19 protein-coding genes are annotated in these 23304 nt (G+C 53.6%); 11 read left to right on the top strand and 8 right to left on the bottom strand.

Annotation, left to right across the window (positions count from 1 at the left end; all coding sequences use genetic code 11):
- Window positions 1-12: 12 nt before the first annotated feature.
- Window positions 13-1053 (bottom strand): YrzE family protein, encoded by a 1041-nt coding sequence (locus ACYVH9_RS27700; RefSeq protein WP_460639688.1) that lies wholly within the window; start codon window positions 1051-1053, stop codon window positions 13-15.
- A gap of 435 nt (window positions 1054-1488) precedes the next feature.
- Here ACYVH9_RS27700 and ACYVH9_RS27695 point away from each other — a divergent pair, with 435 nt between their 5' ends.
- Window positions 1489-2205: an outer membrane lipoprotein-sorting protein gene (locus tag ACYVH9_RS27695; protein WP_460639687.1), complete on the top strand. Its 717-nt coding sequence runs from the start codon at window positions 1489-1491 to the stop codon at window positions 2203-2205.
- Window positions 2206-2452: 247 nt separating this feature from the next.
- Here the strand turns inward: ACYVH9_RS27695 and ACYVH9_RS27690 are convergent, their stop codons facing one another.
- The 6 genes from ACYVH9_RS27690 to ACYVH9_RS27665 form a co-directional block, all read right to left on the bottom strand.
- Window positions 2453-3958 carry a family 43 glycosylhydrolase gene (locus ACYVH9_RS27690; protein ID WP_460639686.1) on the bottom strand — a complete coding sequence of 502 codons (1506 nt, stop codon included), beginning with the start codon at window positions 3956-3958 and terminating at the stop codon, window positions 2453-2455.
- A 15-nt stretch (window positions 3959-3973) separates the two neighbouring features.
- A complete protein-coding gene (locus tag ACYVH9_RS27685; RefSeq protein ID WP_460639685.1) occupies window positions 3974-5077 on the bottom strand; it encodes a glycoside hydrolase family 43 protein in 1104 nt (367 codons plus the stop codon).
- A 12-nt stretch (window positions 5078-5089) separates the two neighbouring features.
- A complete protein-coding gene (locus ACYVH9_RS27680; RefSeq protein ID WP_460639684.1) occupies window positions 5090-6613 on the bottom strand; it encodes a RagB/SusD family nutrient uptake outer membrane protein in 1524 nt (507 codons plus the stop codon).
- A 19-nt stretch (window positions 6614-6632) separates the two neighbouring features.
- A complete protein-coding gene (locus ACYVH9_RS27675; RefSeq protein ID WP_460639683.1) occupies window positions 6633-9827 on the bottom strand; it encodes a SusC/RagA family TonB-linked outer membrane protein in 3195 nt (1064 codons plus the stop codon).
- A 550-nt stretch (window positions 9828-10377) separates the two neighbouring features.
- On the bottom strand, window positions 10378-11259 hold the full coding sequence (locus ACYVH9_RS27670) for a dihydrodipicolinate synthase family protein (RefSeq protein WP_460639682.1): 882 nt from the start codon (window positions 11257-11259) through the stop codon (window positions 10378-10380).
- Window positions 11260-11306: 47 nt separating this feature from the next.
- A complete protein-coding gene (locus ACYVH9_RS27665) occupies window positions 11307-11861 on the bottom strand; it encodes a cupin domain-containing protein (protein ID WP_460639681.1) in 555 nt (184 codons plus the stop codon).
- 49 nt (window positions 11862-11910) lie between these two features.
- Between ACYVH9_RS27665 and pdxR the strand changes: the two genes are divergently transcribed.
- The 10 genes from pdxR (at window position 11911) to ACYVH9_RS27615 (ending at window position 21747) form a co-directional block, all read left to right on the top strand.
- The gene (gene pdxR / locus ACYVH9_RS27660; protein WP_460639680.1) at window positions 11911-13353 is read left to right on the top strand and encodes a MocR-like pyridoxine biosynthesis transcription factor PdxR; all 1443 of its coding nucleotides are present in this window, start codon (window positions 11911-11913) and stop codon (window positions 13351-13353) included.
- A gap of 106 nt (window positions 13354-13459) precedes the next feature.
- The gene (locus ACYVH9_RS27655) at window positions 13460-14047 is read left to right on the top strand and encodes a protoglobin domain-containing protein (protein WP_460639679.1); all 588 of its coding nucleotides are present in this window, start codon (window positions 13460-13462) and stop codon (window positions 14045-14047) included.
- 22 nt (window positions 14048-14069) lie between these two features.
- Window positions 14070-14333 (top strand): DUF2024 family protein, encoded by a 264-nt coding sequence (locus ACYVH9_RS27650; protein WP_460639678.1) that lies wholly within the window; start codon window positions 14070-14072, stop codon window positions 14331-14333.
- A gap of 45 nt (window positions 14334-14378) precedes the next feature.
- Window positions 14379-15146, top strand: coding sequence for a hypothetical protein (locus tag ACYVH9_RS27645; RefSeq protein ID WP_460639677.1), 768 nt, complete (start codon window positions 14379-14381; stop codon window positions 15144-15146).
- Window positions 15147-15210: 64 nt separating this feature from the next.
- Window positions 15211-15495 (top strand): hypothetical protein, encoded by a 285-nt coding sequence (locus tag ACYVH9_RS27640; protein WP_460639676.1) that lies wholly within the window; start codon window positions 15211-15213, stop codon window positions 15493-15495.
- The gene (locus ACYVH9_RS27635) at window positions 15496-16098 is read left to right on the top strand and encodes a MarR family winged helix-turn-helix transcriptional regulator (protein ID WP_460639675.1); all 603 of its coding nucleotides are present in this window, start codon (window positions 15496-15498) and stop codon (window positions 16096-16098) included.
- A gap of 218 nt (window positions 16099-16316) precedes the next feature.
- Entirely contained in the window at window positions 16317-16811 is a 495-nt protein-coding gene (locus ACYVH9_RS27630; protein ID WP_460639674.1) for a sigma-70 family RNA polymerase sigma factor, read from the top strand.
- Window positions 16812-16873: 62 nt separating this feature from the next.
- Window positions 16874-17836: a FecR family protein gene (locus tag ACYVH9_RS27625; protein WP_460639673.1), complete on the top strand. Its 963-nt coding sequence runs from the start codon at window positions 16874-16876 to the stop codon at window positions 17834-17836.
- Between the two features lie 134 nt (window positions 17837-17970).
- Window positions 17971-20562: a TonB-dependent receptor gene (locus ACYVH9_RS27620; RefSeq protein ID WP_460639672.1), complete on the top strand. Its 2592-nt coding sequence runs from the start codon at window positions 17971-17973 to the stop codon at window positions 20560-20562.
- A gap of 6 nt (window positions 20563-20568) precedes the next feature.
- A complete protein-coding gene (locus ACYVH9_RS27615) occupies window positions 20569-21747 on the top strand; it encodes a PepSY-associated TM helix domain-containing protein (protein WP_460639671.1) in 1179 nt (392 codons plus the stop codon).
- Window positions 21748-21782: 35 nt separating this feature from the next.
- On the opposite strand, the gene ACYVH9_RS27610 is transcribed toward ACYVH9_RS27615, so the two are convergent.
- Window positions 21783-23303: a PQQ-dependent sugar dehydrogenase gene (locus ACYVH9_RS27610; RefSeq protein WP_460639670.1), complete on the bottom strand. Its 1521-nt coding sequence runs from the start codon at window positions 23301-23303 to the stop codon at window positions 21783-21785.
- Between the last annotated feature and the right edge of the window lies 1 nt (window position 23304).

Genomic DNA, 23304 nt, shown 5'->3' with positions numbered 1-23304 from the left:
CCCCACCCTGGGTTAGCGGCTAGCTCCCACCGGACGGTCTACGGGATTCAGTGGCTCTTTTGAATCCGTTCCCGTTTTGGCACCATAACCGGCCGCTGCAACGCCAATAAGTAACCCAAAAAAACCGTAAATCGCTGCTTTTGAAGCCGCCCCAGCCGCGTCATCCGCCACTTGCCGCGCTTTCAACTCGGCCTGCTGTTTGGTTTGCTCAAACTTTACCCGGGCTTGTTGGTAGGCCTTAATCCAGTTGTCAACCGTCTGCTCGGCATCCACTCGGCTTTTCCCCGTGCGCTTCATCACTACATTCACGGCATCTTCCCGATCGACCTGACTGATGGTTTCCTTTCCTTGTCGAAAAAGCCGATTTACTAAATTGGTCGCAATATCGTCGGCGGCTTGCGGATTCGAACCGGCCCGGTTGGCGGCCCGCTCCGACTGTTCTTTTGCTCCTTCCACCTTGTTTTCCAGCACTTCAGGTTTCAGGCTCGGGTCGCCGGTCTGCCGCAGCAGGGTATTGACCTCCCGGCGCAGATCCGTGAGATCCAGGTCGTTGATATCGATGCCATTTTGCTGTAGCTGTTCCTGGAGAGCGTTGCCCAAACCAGGCGCGGCCGAAGACACCGCAGAACCGGCCGTGCGAACCACCCCGCCGACCAAGCGACTAGCGCCCCCCAGCAGGCGTCCAATGGATGTTGTCAGAAAATAGATGGTCAGTAGCGTGACGATACACCAGGTTAATACGCCGTGAAGAATGCCATCCAACATACGAGGAGCGCTGGCCAGCCGGCCAGCAACCCAGCCCCCCAGAAAAAGGGCCAACAGGCTGCTAAGCATATACCAAACGGCCGTGCCAATGCCCAGCCCCGCGGTTGGATTCTGTTCTTCAAGGGCGTCGATGCTTCCTAAGCCAACGCCCAATCCGAGTAGGGATAATAACAATTGGGTGACGATGGCGACTAAAACTCCGGCTAATACCGCGCTCCAGGAAATTCGTTTGACAAAATTTGTTCGGGCAACGGATTGCCGGTCCTGATAAGGTGAAGTAAATTCCATAATTAGAGATGGTAGAAAAGTGATAAATGATAACTATACAGTTTAGTGCCTAAGACAATGTGGTAACATCACTTAGACCTAACTGCCTGTCATGAACACGCCCGGAATTGAAATGTTCACTCCTCACCGGGCGGGGGTAACGGTTTGCCCATTGAAAGCGCTTACCACGGTTACGGGTAACGGATAACATAACGTCATCCTATTGGATATTTCGGCGCATAAAATTTTACCTAAATCGGCTTAAAGTCGCCCTAATTTATTTTTGAAGATTTTTTCTTTTTCGATAGGCGAAACGTCCACGCCTAGTTGAACTCTGACCCGTTCCGGTAACTTAATGAGGTCTATAGTATATAACCAGAGTGTCTGTCTGACGTTTACTTATAAAACTGGCCTGATACGGTCTATTAATTTAATCGCGCGTTAAACCAAATACCCATGAAACCAAACACCCTTCTGGCCGCGGCAGCCGCGGTTTTTCTTTCCTTTACGGTTGGTGCTCAAACCGTGGACGAGATCGTTGATAAACACGTTCAGGCGCTGGGCGGAATGGACAAATTGAAAGGGGTGAAAAGCATCTATACCGAACGGTCGCTTTCGATTCAGGGCATGGATATTCCTAGCAAATCAACGGTGTTGGTTGGAAAAGCCCTGCGGACCGAATCGGCGATTATGGGAAATGCCTTTGTTCAAGTCATTGATGGTACCTCGGGCTGGATGATTCGTCCCGCGTCGATGGGAGGCTCCGGGCAACCGGAAGACCTACCGGCTGAGGTGGTCAAACAGCAGATAGGCCAACTCCAGCCCTTCGGGCCACTGGTAGGGTACAAAGAAAACGGCCACAAAGTTGAATTAATAGGCAAAGAAAAAGTCAACGGCAAAGATTCATACCATTTGAAGGTGCTCACAAAAGATGGGCAGTCGGTGGAAGAGTACCTGGACGCTTCGACGTATTTAGTTAATAAGATTAAAATGACTCTGAATGGTCAGCAGGGCGAGATGAATCTATCCGACTACAAACCTGTGGAGGGCATCCCGTTCGCCAACACAGCCGAAATGGCCAATGAGCAGGCCGGAAATATGGTATTTATTACCAAAAAAATCACCCTCAACGCACCCGTTGATGAGGCTATCTTTAAAAAGCCGGCCAAATAACTGAAAACCACGGACTGTGCACCAAAGGTCCCTCGAAGATTCAAGAATTCTTCTGGCGCTCCCGGTACAATTGACCCACCAGGTTGTCCGAAAAACCGCTTCGAGTTTATCCCCTTTTCGGTAACACAGCCAAAACCGTAACACAAAATCCCGCCATAGGTGCGGGATTTTGTATTACAACAGCATGGTGGTCGATAACCCCACTACAAGGCATGTTCAGCTTCCGACAGCGGCTAACTGGGCTGGCTTAAGGCGTCGTTTGCAGCACGAAATCAGTAAAAACGGCTTGCTGATCCGAGGCACCATCGGCCGTCATTCCCACCCGCACCGCACGGTCCCAGGGAGGAAGGTAAGCTCCATCAATGGGCTGGCTTGTCAGGGTTTGGTAGTTTTTGCCGTCCGTTGAATACCCCAGTAAAAACCGATGACCCTGTTGCGCCTGCAGGCGCAGGTAAACATATTTTTTCGCCGTAAACGGGTGGGTGGAAAGTACGGTTTTTTGGCCCCGCTGGATTTTCCAAACCGTCAGCTCCCGTTCATTGGCCGAAACACCCAGCGCATTATCATCGTCCCCGATGGCGGCTAACCCGGCTTGGCCCGTCGAGCGTTTCCGATCCACCGTGGTTGTGACGGTATAGTCGCCCGCCAGGGTCCGGCGGGCCACCGCACTCCCCAACTTAGTTGGTTGGGCATTCAGCGTTAAAGCTCCTTTGTTGACCCGAAAGGTGGGTTGCTTAAAAATAGACCACTGCCATTGATTGGACAAGATTTTGCCCGCAAACGAATCCGTGATGGTGGCCGGAGCGGGTTTTGCTTTCGCTAACAGGGCCGTTTCGGGCATAAATTTAATCCAGCCATCCTCCGTAAAGGTGAATTCTTTCAAAACAGCCTGCCGACCCGTATACACGTTCGTCTGTTTATCGTAGGCGTGGTAAAGAAAGTAATACTTGCCGTCTTTTTCGATGGCCGTTCCGTGACCGGGGCAGCGCCAGGAACCCTCGTCGGTCAATACCGGGTTCTGAGCATATTTTTCCCAGGGGCCAAGCAAACTTTTGGCCCGCGCAATACCTGTCGCGTACGTGCAGCCTGTACCGCAGCAGCCCGCTCCGGCATAAATCGCGTAGAAATAGCCGCCGTGTTTCACCATCGCCACTCCCTCCACCAGGTTGTTTTCCCAAGGGGTGTCGTTCCGAAAAAGCTCTTTCTTTTCACCGGTCAGGGCCGTGCGCTCTTCGTTCATCGGCTGCGCCCAGATGGGTGTAGGCTGTTTCACGCTATTACCGTCTTCCTTCCAAATCAGGTAGAGCTGGCCGTTTTCATCACGCATCGGGAAACCATCAATCGATCCGTCGGGCTGCCCCACCAGCGGGCCGTGATCGCGGTAGGGACCCTCGGGTCGGTCGGCACTGGCAACGGCAACGCACAGGTTACCCCCCTTTTTGTGGGCGGTATAATAGACATACACCCGACCTTTCTCCTCGCTGATTTCGGGTGCCCAGAAGTAATAGTCGGCCCAGTCGGGTACCTTCGTAAAGATGTTGCCGACGGTTTGCCAGTTCACCAGATCGCTGGATTTTAACAGCGGGTAAGCTGGGAACCAGTTGGAGGTAGTGGCCGATGCCCAATACGTATCTCCCACTTTGGTAACGGATGGATCGGCGTAGTCACCCGGCATCACGGCGGGTTGCGCCCAGGCGGAGAGAATGGATAAGTAGGTAAGCAGTACACGAAAAGCAACGCGAACTTGTTTCATAAGCAGGCACGTAATCTAGTCGCCCGAAGGCCGTTTAAGGTAATCATTCAAACTAACCGGCGTACCGAAGTCGGGGCCACCGTCGGGTTTCCAGCCAAAGGGCTGCATCCGGGCGGAGCGCATATCGCCACACCCCTGCCCCGGAGCCGGATTGGCATGGTAAACCAGCCAGTATTCTACTGCTCCGGCGCTCGCCGGCGTGGTAAAAAAACTGTTGTGTCCTACGCCGTAGGCGGTTCCGCTGGCGTAGGGTCCAAAAACCGGACTCGGCGATTTGGTCCAGGTGGGCTGGGCAACCAGGTTGGCGCTGGTATCCGCTGAAAGCTGTCCGAGCGCGTATTGATCGGTGCCGCAGAAACTCGCCGAATAGATGATAAAAACCTTGGCGCCATGAACCAGAAATTGGGGACCTTCATTGACGCCAAATCCCTGTTTTTCCCAAGCCAACTCGGGCGTGGACACCCGGATCCGCGGCCCTTCCGCCGTATACGGATTGGTTAGTTTGCAAATGTATATATTTTGCGATCCCCCCAAATCGTTTTCCCAGCCCGACCAGGCATAAACCAACTGGCCATTGAGCCGCACCACCGTTCCATCAATGGCCCATTTGTTGTCGGGCAAGTTTAATTGTCCCCGGTCGATCCAGGTGCCGACAGTAGGATCAGGGGACTCATTTTCGAGCACAAACATACGGCGAGTCGCATCAACCCCGTTGTTACTGGCTGCGTAATAGATGTACCACTTCTCATCGATGTGGTGAAGTTCCGGAGCCCAGATGTCCCGGTTGTTTGGACCGGTAGCGGGTGACGACCAAACCGTAACCGGCGTGGCGGCACTCAGTCGGCTGATGCTGCGGGTTTTGTAAATCCGCAGGCTGTTGCCGGTCGTGTGCATCACGTAATAAAAACCGTCCTTCTGGGCTACCCACGGATCGGGGGCGGGCGACAAAATGGGATTTTTGAATTTACCCACCGTATCGACTGGTGTACCTGTCGGGGGGGGCGTGGACGGATTCTCCGTGGAGTTACAGCCAATCAAGGCTACTAGTGAGAGAATAATCAAGCCATTTTTCATAAGAATGGAAACGCCAACGGAAGCGGTCGCTTCCGTTGGCGTCATCGAAAATACGTTTTAATAGTTCGGGTTCTGCGTCAGGTTGGGGTTGAGATCGCGGTCAAGCTGTGGAATAGGCAGCAACTCGCTTTTTCCCTTCACAAAGGTAGAAAACGCCGGATCACGCGTGGCCAGTTGCGGGCCAAGATCACCCCAACGGGCCAGATCGTTCCAACGGTGCCCCTCGCCCGACAACTCCGTAACACGCTCGTGCTTGAGCTGCCCGAGGAACTGGACCTGCGTCAAACCGGGTTTTGTGGCCGTCAGCGTGGGCAAACCGGCCCGCTGCCGAACCCGGTCCACAAAAGGATACGCCTGGGCGGTTTTGCCGGTCGCATTCAGGGCTTCAGCGTACAGCAGCAGCACGTCCGCATACCGGATATACCGCCAGTTGTTGGGTGACCGGTAGTCTTCGTTGTTTCTCCAGTGATCGTTCTGAAATTTACGGAACCACACCCGTTTGTTGTCAGCGCCGTACCGTTGCAGGAATGTCTGGCCGTAGATCTGGGTGAACGCCGGGCCACGCACATCGGTCGAGTCAAACAGGAATGAAGCCTCCAGCCGGGGGTCCCGTGCGCCCGTGGTTGTTCGTTCATTAAATTCATAGATTGGCCAGCGCTGTGCTTCGCCGTCCGACCAGCCAATGCCGGGAGGACCGAAAAACTGGGCCAGGGAAGTACCGTAGTTCTGATTCGGCGTCTCACTGTCGTCATCCGTATATTCAGCCTCATTGATGGCAAACTGCCACTCAAACACCGATTCCCGGTTGTTTTCGGTCGTCGTCAAAAAGTTGTCGCGGTAGTTGGGCATGAGTGAATAAACGGTTCTTCCCTCGCCTTCCACCAGCCACTGTAACGGTGTCAGGGCTTCGGTGTATTTTTGCTGCTGCATCTGGGATTTGGCCAGTAAGGCATAAGCCGCCCCTTTGGTAATGCGCCCCAGTTGTGCCCCGGTATAGGTAGTGGGTAACGCGACAGCCGCTTCCGACAGATCTTTCTCAATCTGGGCCCAAACCTGTGGTATTGTGGCTGAAGCGGGCCTTTCCCCCACCACCGCCGTTTCCAGAACCAGGGGTACATTGCCAAACAGGGTAACGAGGTGGTAATAGAACAAACCTCGAAAAAACTTCGCTTCGCCAACATAGCGCTGCTTCAGCGCTTCGTCCATCGGAATAGCCGGCACATTGTTGATGACCTGGTTGGCCCGGTTGACACCAATGTAATTGTCCTGCCAGACCCCCACCGCATTGCCGTAATTGTAATCCGTGATCAGAAACTGGTCCATGTTGTTGACGATGTCGGTGGCCGGACTCTGGCTGCGTCCTTCGTCGGAGCGAATAATGTAATAAAACGGCATCCAGCGCGAAATACCGCCCCGGTGCAGGGTACTGTAAACGGCGTTAACACCCGCCAGCGCATCGGCTTCGGTTTTCCAGAATGATTCGGTGGTTAACTGATTGGGGTTAACAATATCCAATTCCCGGTCGCAGGCCGTCAGCAGTGAAGCAGCCGCCAGCCCTAAACAGATGAGTATATTTTTCATAATGAAGAATGCGTTTTGGTTAAAAATCACCCGTGAGGCCCACAGAAATCACGCGGGGTGAGGGCCAGTGCCCATTGTCGACGCCCCGCTCCTGAATGTTGGCTCCCGTAATGTCCGGGTCCATGCCCGAATAACCCGTGACGGTAAAAATATTCTGGCCGCTAACGTATACGCGGGCGTTCCGTACCTTGACGCGGGAAAGCAGTGTTTGGGGCAAGGTGTAACCCACTTCCACATTCCGCAGGCGCATGTACGACGCATTCTCCAGCCAGCGGTCGGTGTAGCCAAAGTTGTTGGAGATGATCCCCTGCGGATTATAAATGTTTGGATTCGGCGTAGCCTCCAGGGCAATGCGCGGATCATCGGTGTTCGTGTTTGTCGGCGACCACGGGTTTACATCCGCCCGGAAGTTGGTATTCTGGTAGCTGTCGAGCGCCCGGCGAACGTCGTTATAAACCGTATAGCCAAACACACCCACAAACTGCATGTTCAGGCTAAATTGGTTATAACTGGCGTTCAACTGAGCACCGGCCTGAAGTTTCGGCCAGGGCGAGCTCACAAACTGCCGGTCATCGTTCTGAGTGATCTGTCCGTCGCCGTTGGTATCGACATACCGGATATCGCCGGGCTTGGCATCCGGCTGAATCAGGTTCCCATTTGGCCCGCGGTGGTTGTTTACCTCCTCCTGGGTCTGGAAGATTCCATCTGTTTTAAGAACATACCACTGGCCGACCGGCCGTCCTACCTGCGAACGGGTATTGCCACTCTGGATGTAGTTGATATTCTGGCCCTGATTCCCAACATTTTCAACCCGGTTTTTGATGGTTGTCAGGTTTCCCGACACATCCCACTTCAGAGGATGTTCATTGTTACGGTATGTTATGGCCAGCTCAACGCCCTGGTTGCGGATGGAAGCGGTATTCACAAACGGATTACCCTGGAGGTTGCCCAGGTAGCCCGGCACCGGCAGGTTCAGCAGAGCATCCGACGAAAGCGCATTGTAGTAGTTGACCTCTGCCGTAATGCGGTTGTTGAGGAAGCTGGCCGTTGCGCCATAATTCTGCGATAACCGCTCTTCCCATCGCAGATCGGGGTTGGCAAGCTGGGCCTGATAAGCGCCCACACTGGGCGTTTGATCGGGCCCGAAAATAGCGCGAGGGTTGTTGTTGATGAACGCCGTGTAGGGAAACGAACCCAGGGTCGGCACTACAATACCCAGCTTCCCGTAGGACGCGCTCACTTTCAGGTCCGAAACCCAGGGCACATTGAAAAATTTCTCCTGACTGATGCGCCAGGCTCCGGCCACCGAGGGGAAAAAACCGGTGCGGTAATTAGACCCAAACCGTGAATCCTGATCAACGCGGCCAGTCAGTGTCAACAGATAGGTGTCATTGTACGCGTAATTGACCCGCCCGAGGTAGCCCAGAATTTTATAATACGTAGGGGTGCCGCCCGCCGAGTTCGAAATGCCCGTAGCGGCATCAATGGTCGAAAAATACTGCCCCCCTGAGGTAGCCAGGTTGGTCCGCGAACCGCCCGTGTTATCACGCCGGGCAGTTTGCTGACTGATGCCCACCACCCCGTTAACGCTGTGCTTGCCGAAAGTTTTGTTGAAGTTCAGCGTGTGCTCAAACAGCAGGCTATAATACCGCGAGCGGTCCTCCACAATGGAACTAGGCACAACGGCAGCATTAAACTGATACACCCCGATTCGGCGCAGGTTCTGGTTGTAGTCGAAACTTACTTCGAGCCCGGCATTGAAACGGTAACTCAGCCAGTCGGCAAATTTGAAATCCAGGTACGCATTCCCTACGGCTTTGGCAAAATTGCTGCGGTTGCTCGCCAGATTACGGGCGGCCACCGGGTTAAAGGCATAGGTCACGGCGTCCGGAAAAGTCCCGATGCCGTACCCCATCGGATTGCTGGCGTTGCTGTAGCGCGGGTCCTGCACCGGAATAACCGGCAGCATCTGGGCCATGTCGTAAATGGGATTGCCCGCCGGGAAGTTCTGAATGTTCGAGTTGGTCAGCACGAGGTTTTCCCCAACCGTAAAGCGCCCCAATTCACTGCGGGTGTTGATGCGCAGACTGGCCCGATCAAAATCACTGCCCGTGACATAACCGGCATTTTTAAAGTAGCTCCCCGAAACCAGGTATGATCCGGTTTTAGTTCCTCCCGACAGCGTCAGGTTATAATCCTGCAAACTACCCGTGCGCAATACTTCGTCCTGCCAATTGGTATTGATGTTGGGATTAAATGTACCGGTTGCGACACTGGCCGGGGGCGTTTGACCGGAGTTTTCGTACTGCTGCCGCTGCAAGGCCGCAAACCCCGACGCATCCATGACATCCCAGCGTCTGTAGACATTTTGTACTCCATACTTGGCCGAGAACGACACCCGGGTTGGGCCTTCTTTGCCTTGCTTGGTGGTGATGATGATGACGCCGTTGGCCGCCCGGGAACCATAGATAGCAGCCGCCGAAGCATCCTTGAGTACCTGAATAGACTCGATATCGTCGTTGTTGATGGTAACGTTCGCGTCGGCAATCATCCCATCGATGACGTACAACGGATCGGTGTTAAGAAAGCTGGCTACCCCCCGAATCTGGATGGAGGCCTGCTGGCCGGGAACTCCCGTATTCCGAACAGTCACCCCCGGCGATAGCCCCTGAATGGATTCGGCCAGGGAATTTGCGGTCACCCGGTTGGCCTGATCCGCACTAATGACATCGTTGGCTCCGGTCACATCCCGTTTCCGAACGGCCTGATAACCAATCACCACCACTTCGTTCAGCGTGAGGTTATCCGGCACCAGTTTAACTGTAACGGTTGCCTGATTGGCAATGGCCACATCCTGCGTCACATAACCCACACTGGATACCGTAAGAGTAGAGGCATCGTCGGCCACGTTTAAAACAAAATTCCCGTCCGCATCCGTGGTCGTCCCGTTTTGGGTTCCCTTCTCAACAATCGATGCCCCCGGCAAAGGGGCATTGGTTTCATCAACGACCTGGCCGGTTATGCGTTTTACCACAACCTGTTTGGCCGTAATGCCTTTTTTCGACGTTTTTTGAAGCGCTTCATTCCGGAGCAATCCTTCCGATCGTAATGATGTAGAAAATGCGGGCGCAGCGACTCGCGCGAGCCGTTGTCCCATCGATGGCAGGCTTAACCCCAGAATCAGAATGGACAAGGGTAAATAGCGTTTTTTCATAAAACATGAAGTAGTGGTCGTTCCTTCCATCAGATAATTCAACCGGGAGAAGTCGTTGATTATCAGGCGAACAACGTATTGGAAATAATCAAATTAGTATTGCTATAATTATAAACTCAAAAATGAACCGTTTGGTTGGTGCGGCAGCGGTAGGGAGCTGCTCATAGATGGTAACAACTTAATACCGGTATCTATTGAGGAAATGAGGCAATGGGTCCCTTCCTCTGAAAAGTTGCTATTCGTATGAATGGTGCTTCCCAGATGAGGAATCGAGGACAGATACTGAGCGTTTTTTCCGGTAAAAAGCTTGACGGTTTCGGCTGTCTGTGAGCCGAAACCTGCCAGGTTCGTAGCTAAACCATAAAACGGAACTGGTGCCAGAATCACTCTCTATGCGGAGTGGGTGAACAGGACGAATAACGTTGCTGCCGCCAGCCGCAAAATAGCTTCTGCGTATCCGGAACCATTTGGTAGTAGATCTTTTAAAGCGGATGCGAATAAACGGTTTTAAAGCAGCGCCAGGCTTTTCATACCTGACGCTGAATAGAAGCTAGGCACAAGCTGTCAGAATCGCATTCAACTGGGCCTTCTCCTCGATGGTCAGTTTCGCCAACGGCGCTCTTAATTCACCTCCGTTGACGCCCTGAAGTTCCAAACCCGCCTGGATAGCCCGGGGTAGCCCTTTCTGCACAATGAACTGAAGCAAGTCGAACTGCTGATAGAAAGCCACTTGGGCTTCGCCCCACTGTCCATCCCGAAAGGCCTCGTAAAGCTGGAGGTTCAGCTCAGGTACCAGGTTGGGCGCGGCTGTACACCACCCCTGAGCCCCAGCCGCAAAAGCAGCCAGCGCGAGCGGGTTAGAGCCGTTGAAAAAGGCAACCTCGTCCCCCAATTGCCGACGCAGGGAATGCATCCGCTGTATATCCCCGGTACTTTCCTTGACCATCGTGACGTTCGGAATGCGCAGGAGCCGCTTTAGCAGCGCGGGCGACATATCTACGCCACTGGTAGCCGGGTTGTTGTAGGCCATGATAGGAATCGATATGGCTTTGGCAACCGTATCGTAATGGGTCACAATTTCATCATCCGTCAGCCGCCAGTAACTCATGGGAATAATCATGACAGCGTTCGCACCGGCCCGCTCGGCGAACCGGGCGTGGTAAACCGTCCGCTCGGTCGTCAGGTTGGATACACCCACCAGCACCGGTACCCGGCCTCCCACCTGCTGAAGTGTTGCTTCCGTCAGGGCTTCTTTTTCGGTATCCGTCAGGTAAGGCAACACGCCCGTGCTGCCCAGTGGGGCAATAGCGTGGCAGCCAGAACCCATTAATCGCTCTACCAGCGACTTAAACAGACCAAGATCTACGTTACCCGCCTGGTCAAACGGGGTAATCGGGTAGGCGATAACGCCATGAAACGGTACATTAGTCATGAGTAAGTTCAGTAAAACCGGGGCTTGCGCACCCCGGTCGGGTGGGTTTACAAATCACGGCCTTCTTCTTCGCGCAAGGCGACCCCTAAGTTTTGCAGCTGGGGTGCGTTTTCGCAGGCCAGGTACCTGGCGGGCTCGGAAGAACTGGTGTTCTGATGCCGGTGCCAGGCCCAGGACGGAATGTAGACGGCATCGCCCGCCTGCCACTCAATTCGTTCTCCTTCAATTTCGGTCCAGCCCCGGCCTTCCAGCACATACAGCACCGTTTCGTACGTATGCCGGTGCCGGTTGGTGAGTTGGTCGGGCAGCAGTCCGCCGATGGTCATGCTGACATTTTGGGTGGGCAGGTCCACAAAGAAAACCGGGTGTTTCCGCTCATTTGAAAACTGGCTATGTTCGCCGGCCTGTTCAACATTGCGGTGCACCAGCTTTTCGGGCCTCCGATACTGGGGCCGGGCGTACGTTTTGTGAAAATCGCCGGACGAGAATTTTTCGTCCTTTACGGGAGCATGTTGTTGGTCCATATGCATGGCTTGTTTTGTCAGTGGTTCATTCGTTTCGTTGAATGACCGGACAAAATTGGCGTATCTTTGGACCAGCATTAGCATCCAGTTTTATCAAATACACATGGGCCAGTTACGACCTTGGACGTTGAATCTCTCCTTAGATGGGCAGGGTTCTCAACCGATTTATCTGCAGATTGCGAATTCCCTGCGTGACGAAATTCGAAAAGGCAGGCTTTTACCGGGACATGCCTTACCGGGGAGTCGTGGTCTGGCCGGACAACTGAAGGTTAATCGGAAAACCGTTGTCATGGCGTATGAACAGCTTCTGGCGGAAGGCTGGATTGTCAGCCGCGACAAGAGCGGCACGTTCGTCTCCGAGCAGCTGCCCCAGCCACTCGTCTTACCCGATAAGGCCGCCCCGCATGCTATACCTTCCTTTCCGGGTCCAGCGGACCTCCCCACGCCCACACCGTCGTCGGGATTAGCACCCCGGATTATTTTTACGGATGGCATCCCCGACGTGCGGCTGGCCCCACTCGACCAACTGGCTCAGGCGTACCGCCGAATCTTCAACCAGAAAGCCCGCTGGCGGCTTATGGGCTACGGCAGTGAGCAGGGAGACGAACGACTCCGGCAGAGCATTGCTACGATGCTGGCTCTACACCGGGGCATCCGCATCGCTCCGGATGAGTTGCTCATAACCCGGGGCAGCCAGATGGCGCTTTATCTAACGGCGATGACGTTGCTCAAACCCGGCGATGTAGTCCTGGTGGAAAATCCTGGCTACGCACCGGCCTGGGACGCATTTCAGCAGGCGGGGGCACGGCTCATTCCGGTGCCCGTCGATGAGGCCGGCATTGTGGTTGAGCGCGTGGAAGCGATCTGTGCGCAGGAGCGGGTTAAGGCTTTACTCGTTACTCCACAGCATCAGTTTCCTACCACGGTTACGTTAAAAGCGGACCGTCGGCTGGCTTTGCTGGAGCTTCGGGAGCGGCATGGGTTTACACTCATTGAAGATGACTACGATCACGATTTTCATTACGGTACCAAAAGCCCCCTGCCGCTGGCCAGTTATCCGGCGACCGAGGCTGCGGTCTACATCGGTTCGCTGAGTAAACTGATTGCGCCCGCCGTACGCATTGGCTTCATGACCGGGCCACCCGCGTTGATTCGCTCCGTAGCCCGGTTGCGTTCTTTTATCGATCGTCAGGGGGATGTGGTGTTGGAACAGGCGGTGGCGGGATTGATGGAAACGGGCGAAATCCAGAAACACGCCCGGCGGGCCTTGTCCATCTACCGGCAGCGCCACCAGGTCATGGCCGAACTGCTGCGCCAGCACTTAGCGGAGCATGTCATTGTTCGACCGCCCGAGGGAGGCTTGGCTTACTGGGTGCCTTTTCGAAAACCCGTTCCTGTAGCGACTGTTCAACAGCAACTAGCCTTCCAGGGTGTCAGCATCATCGACACCTCCCGTTTTTCGTTCGATAGCCAACCGCTCCACGCTTTACGACTTGGGTTTGCTTCGCTAACCGCCGAGGAAATGGACGAGGGAATCAAGGCCCTACGCAAAACCGTCGACCGTTTCTAATGTATTGATCGATTTTATCAATACCTCATTGATAAAGAATATAAGCGCATTTCATTTTTGGTTAGGAATCCTAACTATATTTGTGGTGGCTATAAACTGATACATGATGAATGAACAACAAGCCTTACCGGGCTACACCTACAGGCAGCAGACATTTCCATCACCCCTTACGGTGGAAGATTTAACACTCTTGAAACAAACGGTTTTGTTTGGTAAAGAAGACGAGCGGCTGCTTAAGCTGGCCGGCGAAGTACTGGCCGACCAGACTGAAGCAGTTCTGGATGTCTGGTACAGTTTTGTGGGCAGCCACCCGCACCTGCTCCGTTATTTCAGCCAACACGGACAGCCCGACGCCCATTATCTGGCAGCCGTTCGGAAGCGATTTGGTCAGTGGATTCTGGACACCTGCACCCGCCCTTACGACACCGATTGGCTCGCTTATCAGCACGAAATAGCCCTGCGGCACCACTCGGCCAGAAAAAACCGGATTGATCATGCCAAGGCTGAACCGATTATTCACCTGCGGTACATCCTGTCTTTTATTGTCCCCCTGACGCTCACCATGAAAGACTTTCTGGCAGCCAGAGGACACGACGCCGATACGGTGGCCGGAATGCAGGCGGCTTGGTTCAAAGCCGTCACGCTGACGGCGGCTTTGTGGAGTCACCCTTACGTACATTCAACTGAATTTTAACCTTACTAACACGTTCAAACTCATGCAAGTCTCCGTTTATGACACCTACGTAACCCGCACCGATGGGTCGGTGATGCACTTCGATATTCTGGTCCCGACCACCGTGACTAACGAAGCAACGATTCATCAATACGGCCAGACCTATCTGGCAACGAAAGGCCAGGCCGGGCAACCCCTGAGCGCTAAAGAATGCCGTTTCTGCCACATTGAACAAGCCTCCGAACCTATCCTGGAAAGTATTGCCAGTCAGGGCTTTCACATCCTGGAAATGCAGGGGTGCCAGTAACGCTATAAGTCGATCAACAATTCACTACCTAATCAGTACACCATTATGAACCGTGCATTTAGTTTAACTCTTACCACGCTCGTGGTATCGGCTGGCCTGGCGCTGGCTCAACCCGGAAAGCCGGGGGCGTCCTACAACAACGCTGACTTCAAAGTGACCTCAACGCAGGCCACCTATCAATCTGATCTGGATATGATTGTGCTATCCATGCAGGTTAGTGGCCAGGCGGGACGGACCACCCCAAAACCGGTAGGAAGCACCAACGGAGCACCGGTACTGGCCTATGTGTTTCCAACCACGCTCAAACCGCAGGATGTCGGTTTTTCGGCTACCGAGGGTATCGTAGCGCTGGGCCTGACCTCTCACCCCGATATGGACGACACGCCACTTTGGGATGAAAACAACGATGGTAACTTTGACAACGACGGGGTGGTCTGGCACCCCCACTGGGTCGTGCTTCAGGAGGATAAACGCGTACCGGGTGGGCTCAGCGTGAAAGCTTTCCGCCGGGACGACAAGACCGTGGTTCTTCCCAAGACGGCGCCGGGTGTACCCATTTATTTTGATTCCCCGGGTTACGGAGTCGTTACCTCCGGTCAGTCTATTCGGGTAATGATTCCGGCCTACCGGATCAATCACCGCACCGATTTTCGTTTTGATGCCGTAACCTGCTACCTGGAGATGCATCATTCCTCCCACGGGAATACGGAATCCCATCATGAAGCAACCGATAAACCGATGCTTGGGGTGTACGCCGTGTACGGCGTTTTGTCCGGCTCGTTGTCATTGCCTTATACAATCACCAAAAAATAAACCGTTTCCGACCGAATCAGGCCATGATTTAATGGCCTGATTCAGCTTATGTTTGAACCGGCTAATGGAACAAAGAAACGAACACGTCCTGATGAAATCTGAATACACCACCTTTCTGACCGATCTCGTCCAGCATCGCTACTACGTAAAAGTCCAATATTTTAGCGAACTTCACGAACTCATTACCGTCAATGCGCTCCTTGCTGGCCTTGATTCCAGGGGCCATGACTCGGTGGTGGTTCTTTCATCGGGTGAGCAAATCCCCCTCTCCAAACTGGTTAGCGTTGGCGAGCGGTTTGCCCCCCAGTATGAAGCGTACGCGCCGTACTGTGAAACCTGCGATAGTTGAATGAATGATTCTGTATTTGATCTCGGTCACCAAAACAACTCGGTCGATGCCAAGATTGTAGCCGGTCTGGAACGGGTTGGCGAGGTATTCCGGGTACTGCTCTGGCAGCAAAGTCGGGAGACCGGGCTTAGCCCGATTCAGATTCAATTGCTTCTTTTTCTGGCCTCTCATGACGCCACCAAGGGGAAGGTAGGTTATCTGGCCAGCGAGTTCAACCTGACCAAACCGACCATTAGCGATGCCGTTAAAATCCTGGTCCAGAAAGACCTCCTCGAACGGATGACAGATCCCGTTGACAGCCGCAGTCATAGTTTGCGATTAACTCCAGCGGGACAACGTATCGTCGATCAAACCGGTGGTTTTGCCCATGTGCTGAGCCAATTGGTCGGGCAGTTGGAGGGTGGGCAAAAAACCGCACTTTATGAAAGTTTGTTTGCGCTCATCCACGGATTGCACCAACGTGGGCTGATCGCGGTGCAGCGGATGTGCAAGACCTGTATGCATTACCAGTATGATGGACAGATTCATTACTGCGGCCTGCTGCAAATACCCCTGGAAGCAGACCTGCTCCGTCTGGATTGCCCTGAACATGCCGCCTTGTAAACAATGAGCCTGTCTCCTTGATCCCATTCGCTTTTCTTCACCTTCGTTTACTACCTCTTTTAAATCAAAAAAGCCGCCACTCGTACCGACTAGATTCTGAGGGAAATACCAATTGATCCTTCACTCTTTTGGGGGAAATTTGAATGATTTACGAAGCGATTTTTTGGCATTCAATTATATTTTTTTCACTTTTGCATTGTTTAGAAGAAGTCTAAATAATGAGAGGGACCAAAAGCGAAAACGAAGATTTTAATCAGCTATTCCGGAAGTTCTGGAATAAGGTGTATCAGCTTTGCCTTCGTTATTGCCAGAACGAGGATGTAGCCAAGGACCTGACGCAGAATATTTTCACCTCCATCTGGCAGCGGAAAGTGCACTTTCCGGATTCGGCATCGGCAGAGCGGTATTTAGCCAAGGCCGCTAAATATCAATGTATTCAGTACTGGCGGTCGCAACAAAACGATCGTAAAGTTCCCCCCGTGGAGGCTTTTACCTGCACCCCGGAACAGTTATTTCTCGACCGCGAACTGGCCGATCGCACCGCCTTAATTCTTCACTCGCTGCCGGAGCCTTCCCGCACCATTTTTCACCTCAACCGGGAGCAGGCGCTAACCTACCAGCAAATCGCCCATTTACAGAATATCTCCATCAAAACCGTTGAGTTTCACATCAGCCGGGCCCTGAAAGTGTTTCGAAAATTGCTCGAAAACTGACTTTTTGAAAAAATTTTACTTTTTCGTTAGGGTACGGGGTCGCTTCTCCTATATAAGAGTGTATGAACCCCAAGATTACCCCCGAACTCCTGCAACGCTACGCCCAGGGTCATTGCTCGTCCGAAGAACGCCGGACCGTTGAGCGGTGGCTGGAGCAGCAGGAAGACCCGTTTGAAGAAATCGAGTATCCGCTCCCGGCTGAAGATGAATCCCTGCGGGCAGAAATTTGGGCCGGTATTCCGGACGAACCACCCTCCAGGCTGACCACCGGGCCTTTCCAACTGGTAGCCGCTTGTGTGCTCGGCCTGATTATCCTGGGCGGTTTGTGGTATAATCGGCAACGAACGGTTCCGAAAACTCAGCCAATTCTCACCGAACAGCCCCAGCAAACCGTTCAGGCCCCGGCGGGCGAACTGCTGGTGGTGCGTTTGCCCGACCAGAGCGTTGTCTGGCTGCAGGGCGGAACTACGATTCGCTATCCAAAGAAATTTCCAGCTTCAATTCGTTCGGTAACGCTCGTAGAAGGGCAGGCTTTTTTTGAGGTTGTACACCACACCAACCGCCCGTTCATTGTCCATTCGGCCGACAGTCAATTGCGGGTGCTGGGCACCAAGTTTGTCGTCACAAACCGAAGCCGGGATTTAAGAGTGACGCTGACGGAGGGAAGTGTTCAATTCCTGACGGGTAAAAAAGTCGTTCAGGTGCTGACACCAGGCCAGCAATTACAGTACGATAAAGCAAACTCGGTCATCAGCCGACTGCAAACGGTTGACCCCAATTACGCCACTGCCTGGACCCGCCGACTGTTGTGGTTTCGCGAAACGCCCCTGCGCGATGTCGTGGTTGACCTGGAGAATTATTACGGCGTTCCATTCCAAGCCGGTCCGGGTGTTGATCTGTCGCGTCTGTTGACCGGAAAGTTTGAACGAAAACCGCTTGCGCATGTGCTGCGGCTGCTGGCAAACAGCACGGGATACGCGTTCCGCCAGCAGGGGTCGACCATCCATATCGAATCATCGCATTAACCATACCGCCATGAACCGAAGTCCATAACCTATCCGGTGGACACAAAACTACCGGTCGTGCTGCGAACACGCCGGTAGCACTTGTCTATCATCGATCCGTTACCATCAATGATCATTTACAAGCTCTTAAAAGTATGAAATTAAGTTTTAACAAGCTCACCGTTCCGTTCCTAATAGGTCTTTATCTTCTGTTGAAGTGCGCAGCATCAGCCCAGCCAATCAGCGATAAAACCGTCACCATCAATCCCGTAACCCTGACGGTTCAGCAATTATTTCAGCAGCTGGAACAAAAAGCCGGTCTCAACTTTATCTACAGTTCTTCCGACAAAGACATTTCCAAAACCATTACACTCAATCCGGCTGCCACCAGCATCCGCAACCTTTTTTCCCAGATTTCAGCTCAAACCAGCCTGAAAATCACCCTGAACGGTACGGATGTGGCGGTGCAAAGTGTGGGACGGGGTTCGCTGAAAGGCTCGGTGCAAACTCCCGAAGGCCAGGCCGCATCCTTTGTGACGGTCACGGTCAAAGGCACCGGCAAAGGAACGGTCACTGACGAAAGGGGAGCTTATCTGATCAACGACCTGCCGGAAGGACTCCAAACGGTGGTATTTCAGGGGGTCGGCTTCGGTAAAACGGAAAAAACCGTGCGCATCCAGGCCGGTGAAACCGTTGCTATCGAAACCGTTCAGTTGACCAAAAGTGAAACCCAACTGGATGAAGTGATCGTTACCGCGAGTCGGAAAGCGGAGAGTATCAACGAAGTACCCTCTTCGGTATTTATCCTGAATGCCCGCCAAATTACCGAGCAAACGGCGGTCAACAGTTCCATTTCCGCCATCCTGGGGAATACCATCCCCGGTCTGGGAACGGCCACAAACAAAGCCACCAACTCCGGGCAAACGTTGCGGGGCCGGAACGTGCTGATTCTGATCGACGGCATTCCCCAATCAACTCCGCTGATGAACGGCGCCCGGGATATGCGAACGCTGGACCCGGCCATCATCGAACGCGTGGAGGTTATCAAAGGGGCTACCTCCATTTACGGCAACGGCTCGGGAGGTGGTATTATCAACTTCATTACCAAATCGCCGGGCAGTTACAAACCGATCAATGGCCAGACCGTGGTGGCCGGAACAGGCAATCTGTTTCACACCGCCAACACGCCCGGTCTGCGGGTGTCGCAAACGCTGCATGGTACCTACAAAAAATTCACTTACGTGGTTAATGGAACCTACAATCAGATTGGCGTGCTCAAAGACGCGAAGGGTGAGGTCATTGGACAAGATGATGGCCTGGGGCAAACCAAAGCCTACAACCTTTACGCCAAAGTGGGTTACAAACCAACGGAGCACAGTGAATTAACACTGTCCTACAGCCTGTTCAGCAGCCAGCAATACAGTGATTACGTCAATAAAGCGGGCGTGTACGGCCAATCACCCGCCATTGGTGTGCGGGGCGAAAGCCTGGGCGAACCGGCCGGAACACCCCACAATCACAATGCTTATCTGACGTATCGACTGACGAACCTGCCGGCCAATACGTCGCTGGAGGCTTCGCTCTATCATCATCGGTTTGAATCCATGAACCGTTGGGTAGCCAGCAGTAGCGGCTTTTACGGGGCCGGACAAACCCAGATTCAATCGGCTAAAAAAGGCTTGCGGCTCAATCTGAACACCCCCTGGAAAGTAAAAAATACCGCCGGCGAAGTAACCTATGGCCTGGATCTGCTCAACGATGTCACGAATCAGGTGCTGACGGATGGCCGGGTGTACATTCCCGACATGAACATGGTTAACCTGGCCCCTTACGCTCAGGTGAAGGTCGATTTATGGAAGCATCTCATCCTGAAAGGTGGAGCGCGGTACGAAAACGCAACCGTGAAGGTGAAGGATTACAATACGCTACCCACCGGACCGGGTACGGAAGGCAGCATTCGCGTGTCGGGTGGCAGCATTCCGTACCACGCTCTTATGTTCAACGCCGGTTTGCGGTACACCAAATTTGATCTATTCAACCCTTTTGTCAGCTTTTCGCAAGGGTTTGCCATTAATGAATTAGGCCGAATTTTGCGGACAGCAACCGAAAATACGCTGGGTCAGTTGCAAACCGACCCGATTATTACCAACAATTACGAAGCCGGCTTCAGCAGCCGAATTGGCGTTTTGAATGTGACGGCGGCCTATTTCATCAGCACGTCGAAACTCGGGGCCAACCTCGTTGATGTCAACGGTGCCATGATTCCGGAGCGTGATCCCGAAAAAGTGTACGGGTATGAATTAACCGCCGATGCGCGCCTGACCCCCAGCCTCAGCCTGGGCGGTTCCTACGCCTATGTGGAAGGCAAAGCCGAGCAGGAGGATGGAACCTGGACCTACCTTACGGGATTGCGGATTGCCCCACCCAAGGCAACGGCTTACGTGTACTACACCCCTTTTCCGAAACTGAATCTGCAACTGTTTATGGTACACACCGGCAAACGCCAGCGGTTTGAGCCCCGGCCCAACGGCAAATACGCCAATAGCGAAGGCCCTATTCAGCCGGTGACGCTACTGAACCTGAATGGATCCTATAAAATTTCATCCGCATTTCAGGCTGGGCTGGGTGTCGAAAATCTGCTAAACACCGCGTACTATCCGCCCGTCAGTCAGTACCGGGCGTTTGACGCCGAATATGTTCGGGGCAACGGGGCCCGCCTAACCCTCAGTCTGCAGTACAACTTTTAATTCGTAATGGGACGAAACATCATCCTGTGGTTTCATAAATGGCTGGGCCTGCTGACAGGCCTGGTCGTTTTCCTTGTCAGTCTGTCGGGCTGTATCTATGTATTTACCGATGAGCTCAAAAATTGGATGTACCGCGAGCGGACGTACGTGCTACCGGCCGACCGGCCACTACAGCCCCTCTCGATTTTAAAGCAGAATGCCGAACAAGCACTGGGCAACGGCTTTCCCATCAGCAGGGCCGATATTTATTCCGCCCCGGACCGTAGCTGGGTGTTTCGGGCTATTGATCTGAATCCGGAAGGTTTGACCCACTGGGATTACTATCCGTACTATTACCGCGTTTACCTGAATCCCTATACCGGGCAGGTGCTGCATGTTGAGGACAGCCGCAACGAGTTTTTTCAACTGGTTTTGGGAATGCACATGCGGTTATTACTCGGACAGAAATACGGCCACCCGCTCGTGGCCTATTCTGTCCTGATCTTCGTAGTATTGCTCCTGAGTGGCCTGTTTATCTGGTGGCCCCGCCAGTGGACGCGGGCGGCCCGGCAGGGAAATTTTCGGATCAAGTTTAAGGCGTCGTTTAAACGGCTCAACTACGACCTGCACAATGTGCTGGGCTTTTACACACTATTGCCCGCTTTAGCTCTGGCACTCACTGGCTTAGTTTTTTCATTCGACTGGGTCGATCAGTCCTTTTACCGGCTCGTTATGGGCGGTCAGCAACCGGTCAAAAAGGAAAAGCTACGCTCTGTGGCGGTTGAAAGACCCGTTGCCCAGCCCCTGGACCGGGCCTTTCAACAAGCCTGGAACGCCAACCGGGATGCGGATTTATTTTCGGTTCGTTTTCCGGAGAAATCCGATGGAGTGCTCGATATTACCGCCCGGCTAAAGCCCTCGCGCACGTTCCTGTTCCGGCGGGCCTATTACAACCAGCACGACGGAACGCTACTCCGGCAAGAGCAGACCGACCTGTTGAATCGGGGCGAAAAGCTGCGGGCCATCAATTTTGATGTACACACCGGCTCTGTCCTCAACTTGCCTGGTAAAGTGCTCGCTTTTGTGGCTAGTTTAATTTGTACGAGCCTGCCCGTTACGGGTTTTTTGATCTTCTGGAACCGCCGAAAAAAGGGGAAACGAAACCGAATCGCTCAGACACAACTCCAGGGCCACACCAACCTCTGAATGAACGACGTAGTACAACGTCCGTCACAAAATACTCATTTAACAACCGCCCGTTCCTGCCTTACATCGTCCGCAGAAACCGCAGATGGTCCCATCGCCAATTTCAACCGGGCGTACGAAAGAACGTCCGCCAATTGGGTGTCGGTCATAAACCGAAACGATGGCATTCCTTCGCCAGATGCAGCCTGGGAACCGTTCAGAATGAATTGAATCAGCGCCTTTTTGTCGCCTTTCAGCCGGGCCGATGTGAGCAGGGACGGAAACGAGCCCGGTACCCCGCGCCCATCCGGTTTGTGGCAGGATGCGCAGTAACTCGCGTACAACAAAGCCGCCGGTTCGGTTTGCGTATTCTTTTGAATGTTCGCAACCCGTTTGGCTTTCGGAATAACGCCCGCACGGCTGATGCGGATAATGCGGTCGTCGGTGAGAAGCGGAAAATTGGCAGGTGGGTTCCAGTCGCGGTTGCTGGTAGAAACATAGACCGCGCCCGAGGGCGATACACACACATCGCGCAGACGGCCAAACTGCTTTGAGAAGTGAATCTGCTCGTCGATAATCTTCTCCCTTTTGGCATCCAGCCGGAAAACCCGCAAGCTTTGATCTTTCAACGTACTGAGCAGCAGCGCATTTTTCCATTCCGGAATATTGCCGTTGTAATAGTCCATTCCGGCCGGGGCAATGGTGGGTGTCCAAGCTTTGACCGGAAATACGCTGGGATGCTCAGCGGCATACCGTTCTTCGTCGGGATGATCACTTAAACCGGCGATGCGGGGCCACCCGTAACTAGCTCCCCTCACCACCCGGTTCACTTCGTCGTCGGTGGCATCCCCGTGTTCGGCGATAAACAGATTACCCGTGTCCGTATACACCAGCCCCTGCGGCACCCGAAATCCCAGCGCCCACACCGGGCTACCCGGAAAGGGATTGTCGGCGGGAATAGTGCCATCGAGGTTCAGGCGCAGCACCTTGCCGTTGGTATAGTTCGGATCTAAAATGGTTTCGTGCTGCTTGAGATCGCCGGTAGCCCACAGAAGTTTTCGGTCTTTACTGATGACCAGCCGCGAACCGTTATGCCCCACATACCCCGGAATCTGGTACAGCAGCACGGGATTGGCTAAGGTTTTTCCGTTGTAAGTATACCGGATTAGCTTGGAAACAATGGAGGAATCTGCTTGCCGATGGGTGTAATTGATAAACACCTGCGGATGGTTTTTCCAGTCCGGGTGCAAAACCATGCTCGCCAGCCCCAGCCGCTTCCGGTAATAGTCGCCAATTTGCAGCAGGTCGACGATTTGCCCCGTCTCCGGGTTGAGCCGCCGAACTTTTCCATCCTGTTCGGTAAACCAGATCCAGTTGTCGGGCCCCCAGACCATATCCCAGGGAACGTTCAGGTTGGACGCTACGGTTTTAACATCCAGCCGGGTCGAATCCAGGGCGTAGCTTTCGGCGGGTTCCACCCTCACATTCAGCATTTCCGGCACGCGAAAGCTGACAGAAGCAATCAAAAACAGAATGGGGCCGACCCAGACGGTCGGCAAAGGCACGCGCTTCGGCATC

Source organism: Larkinella harenae (assembly GCF_054780515.1).
This window is presented reverse-complemented; position numbering and strand designations above follow the sequence as displayed.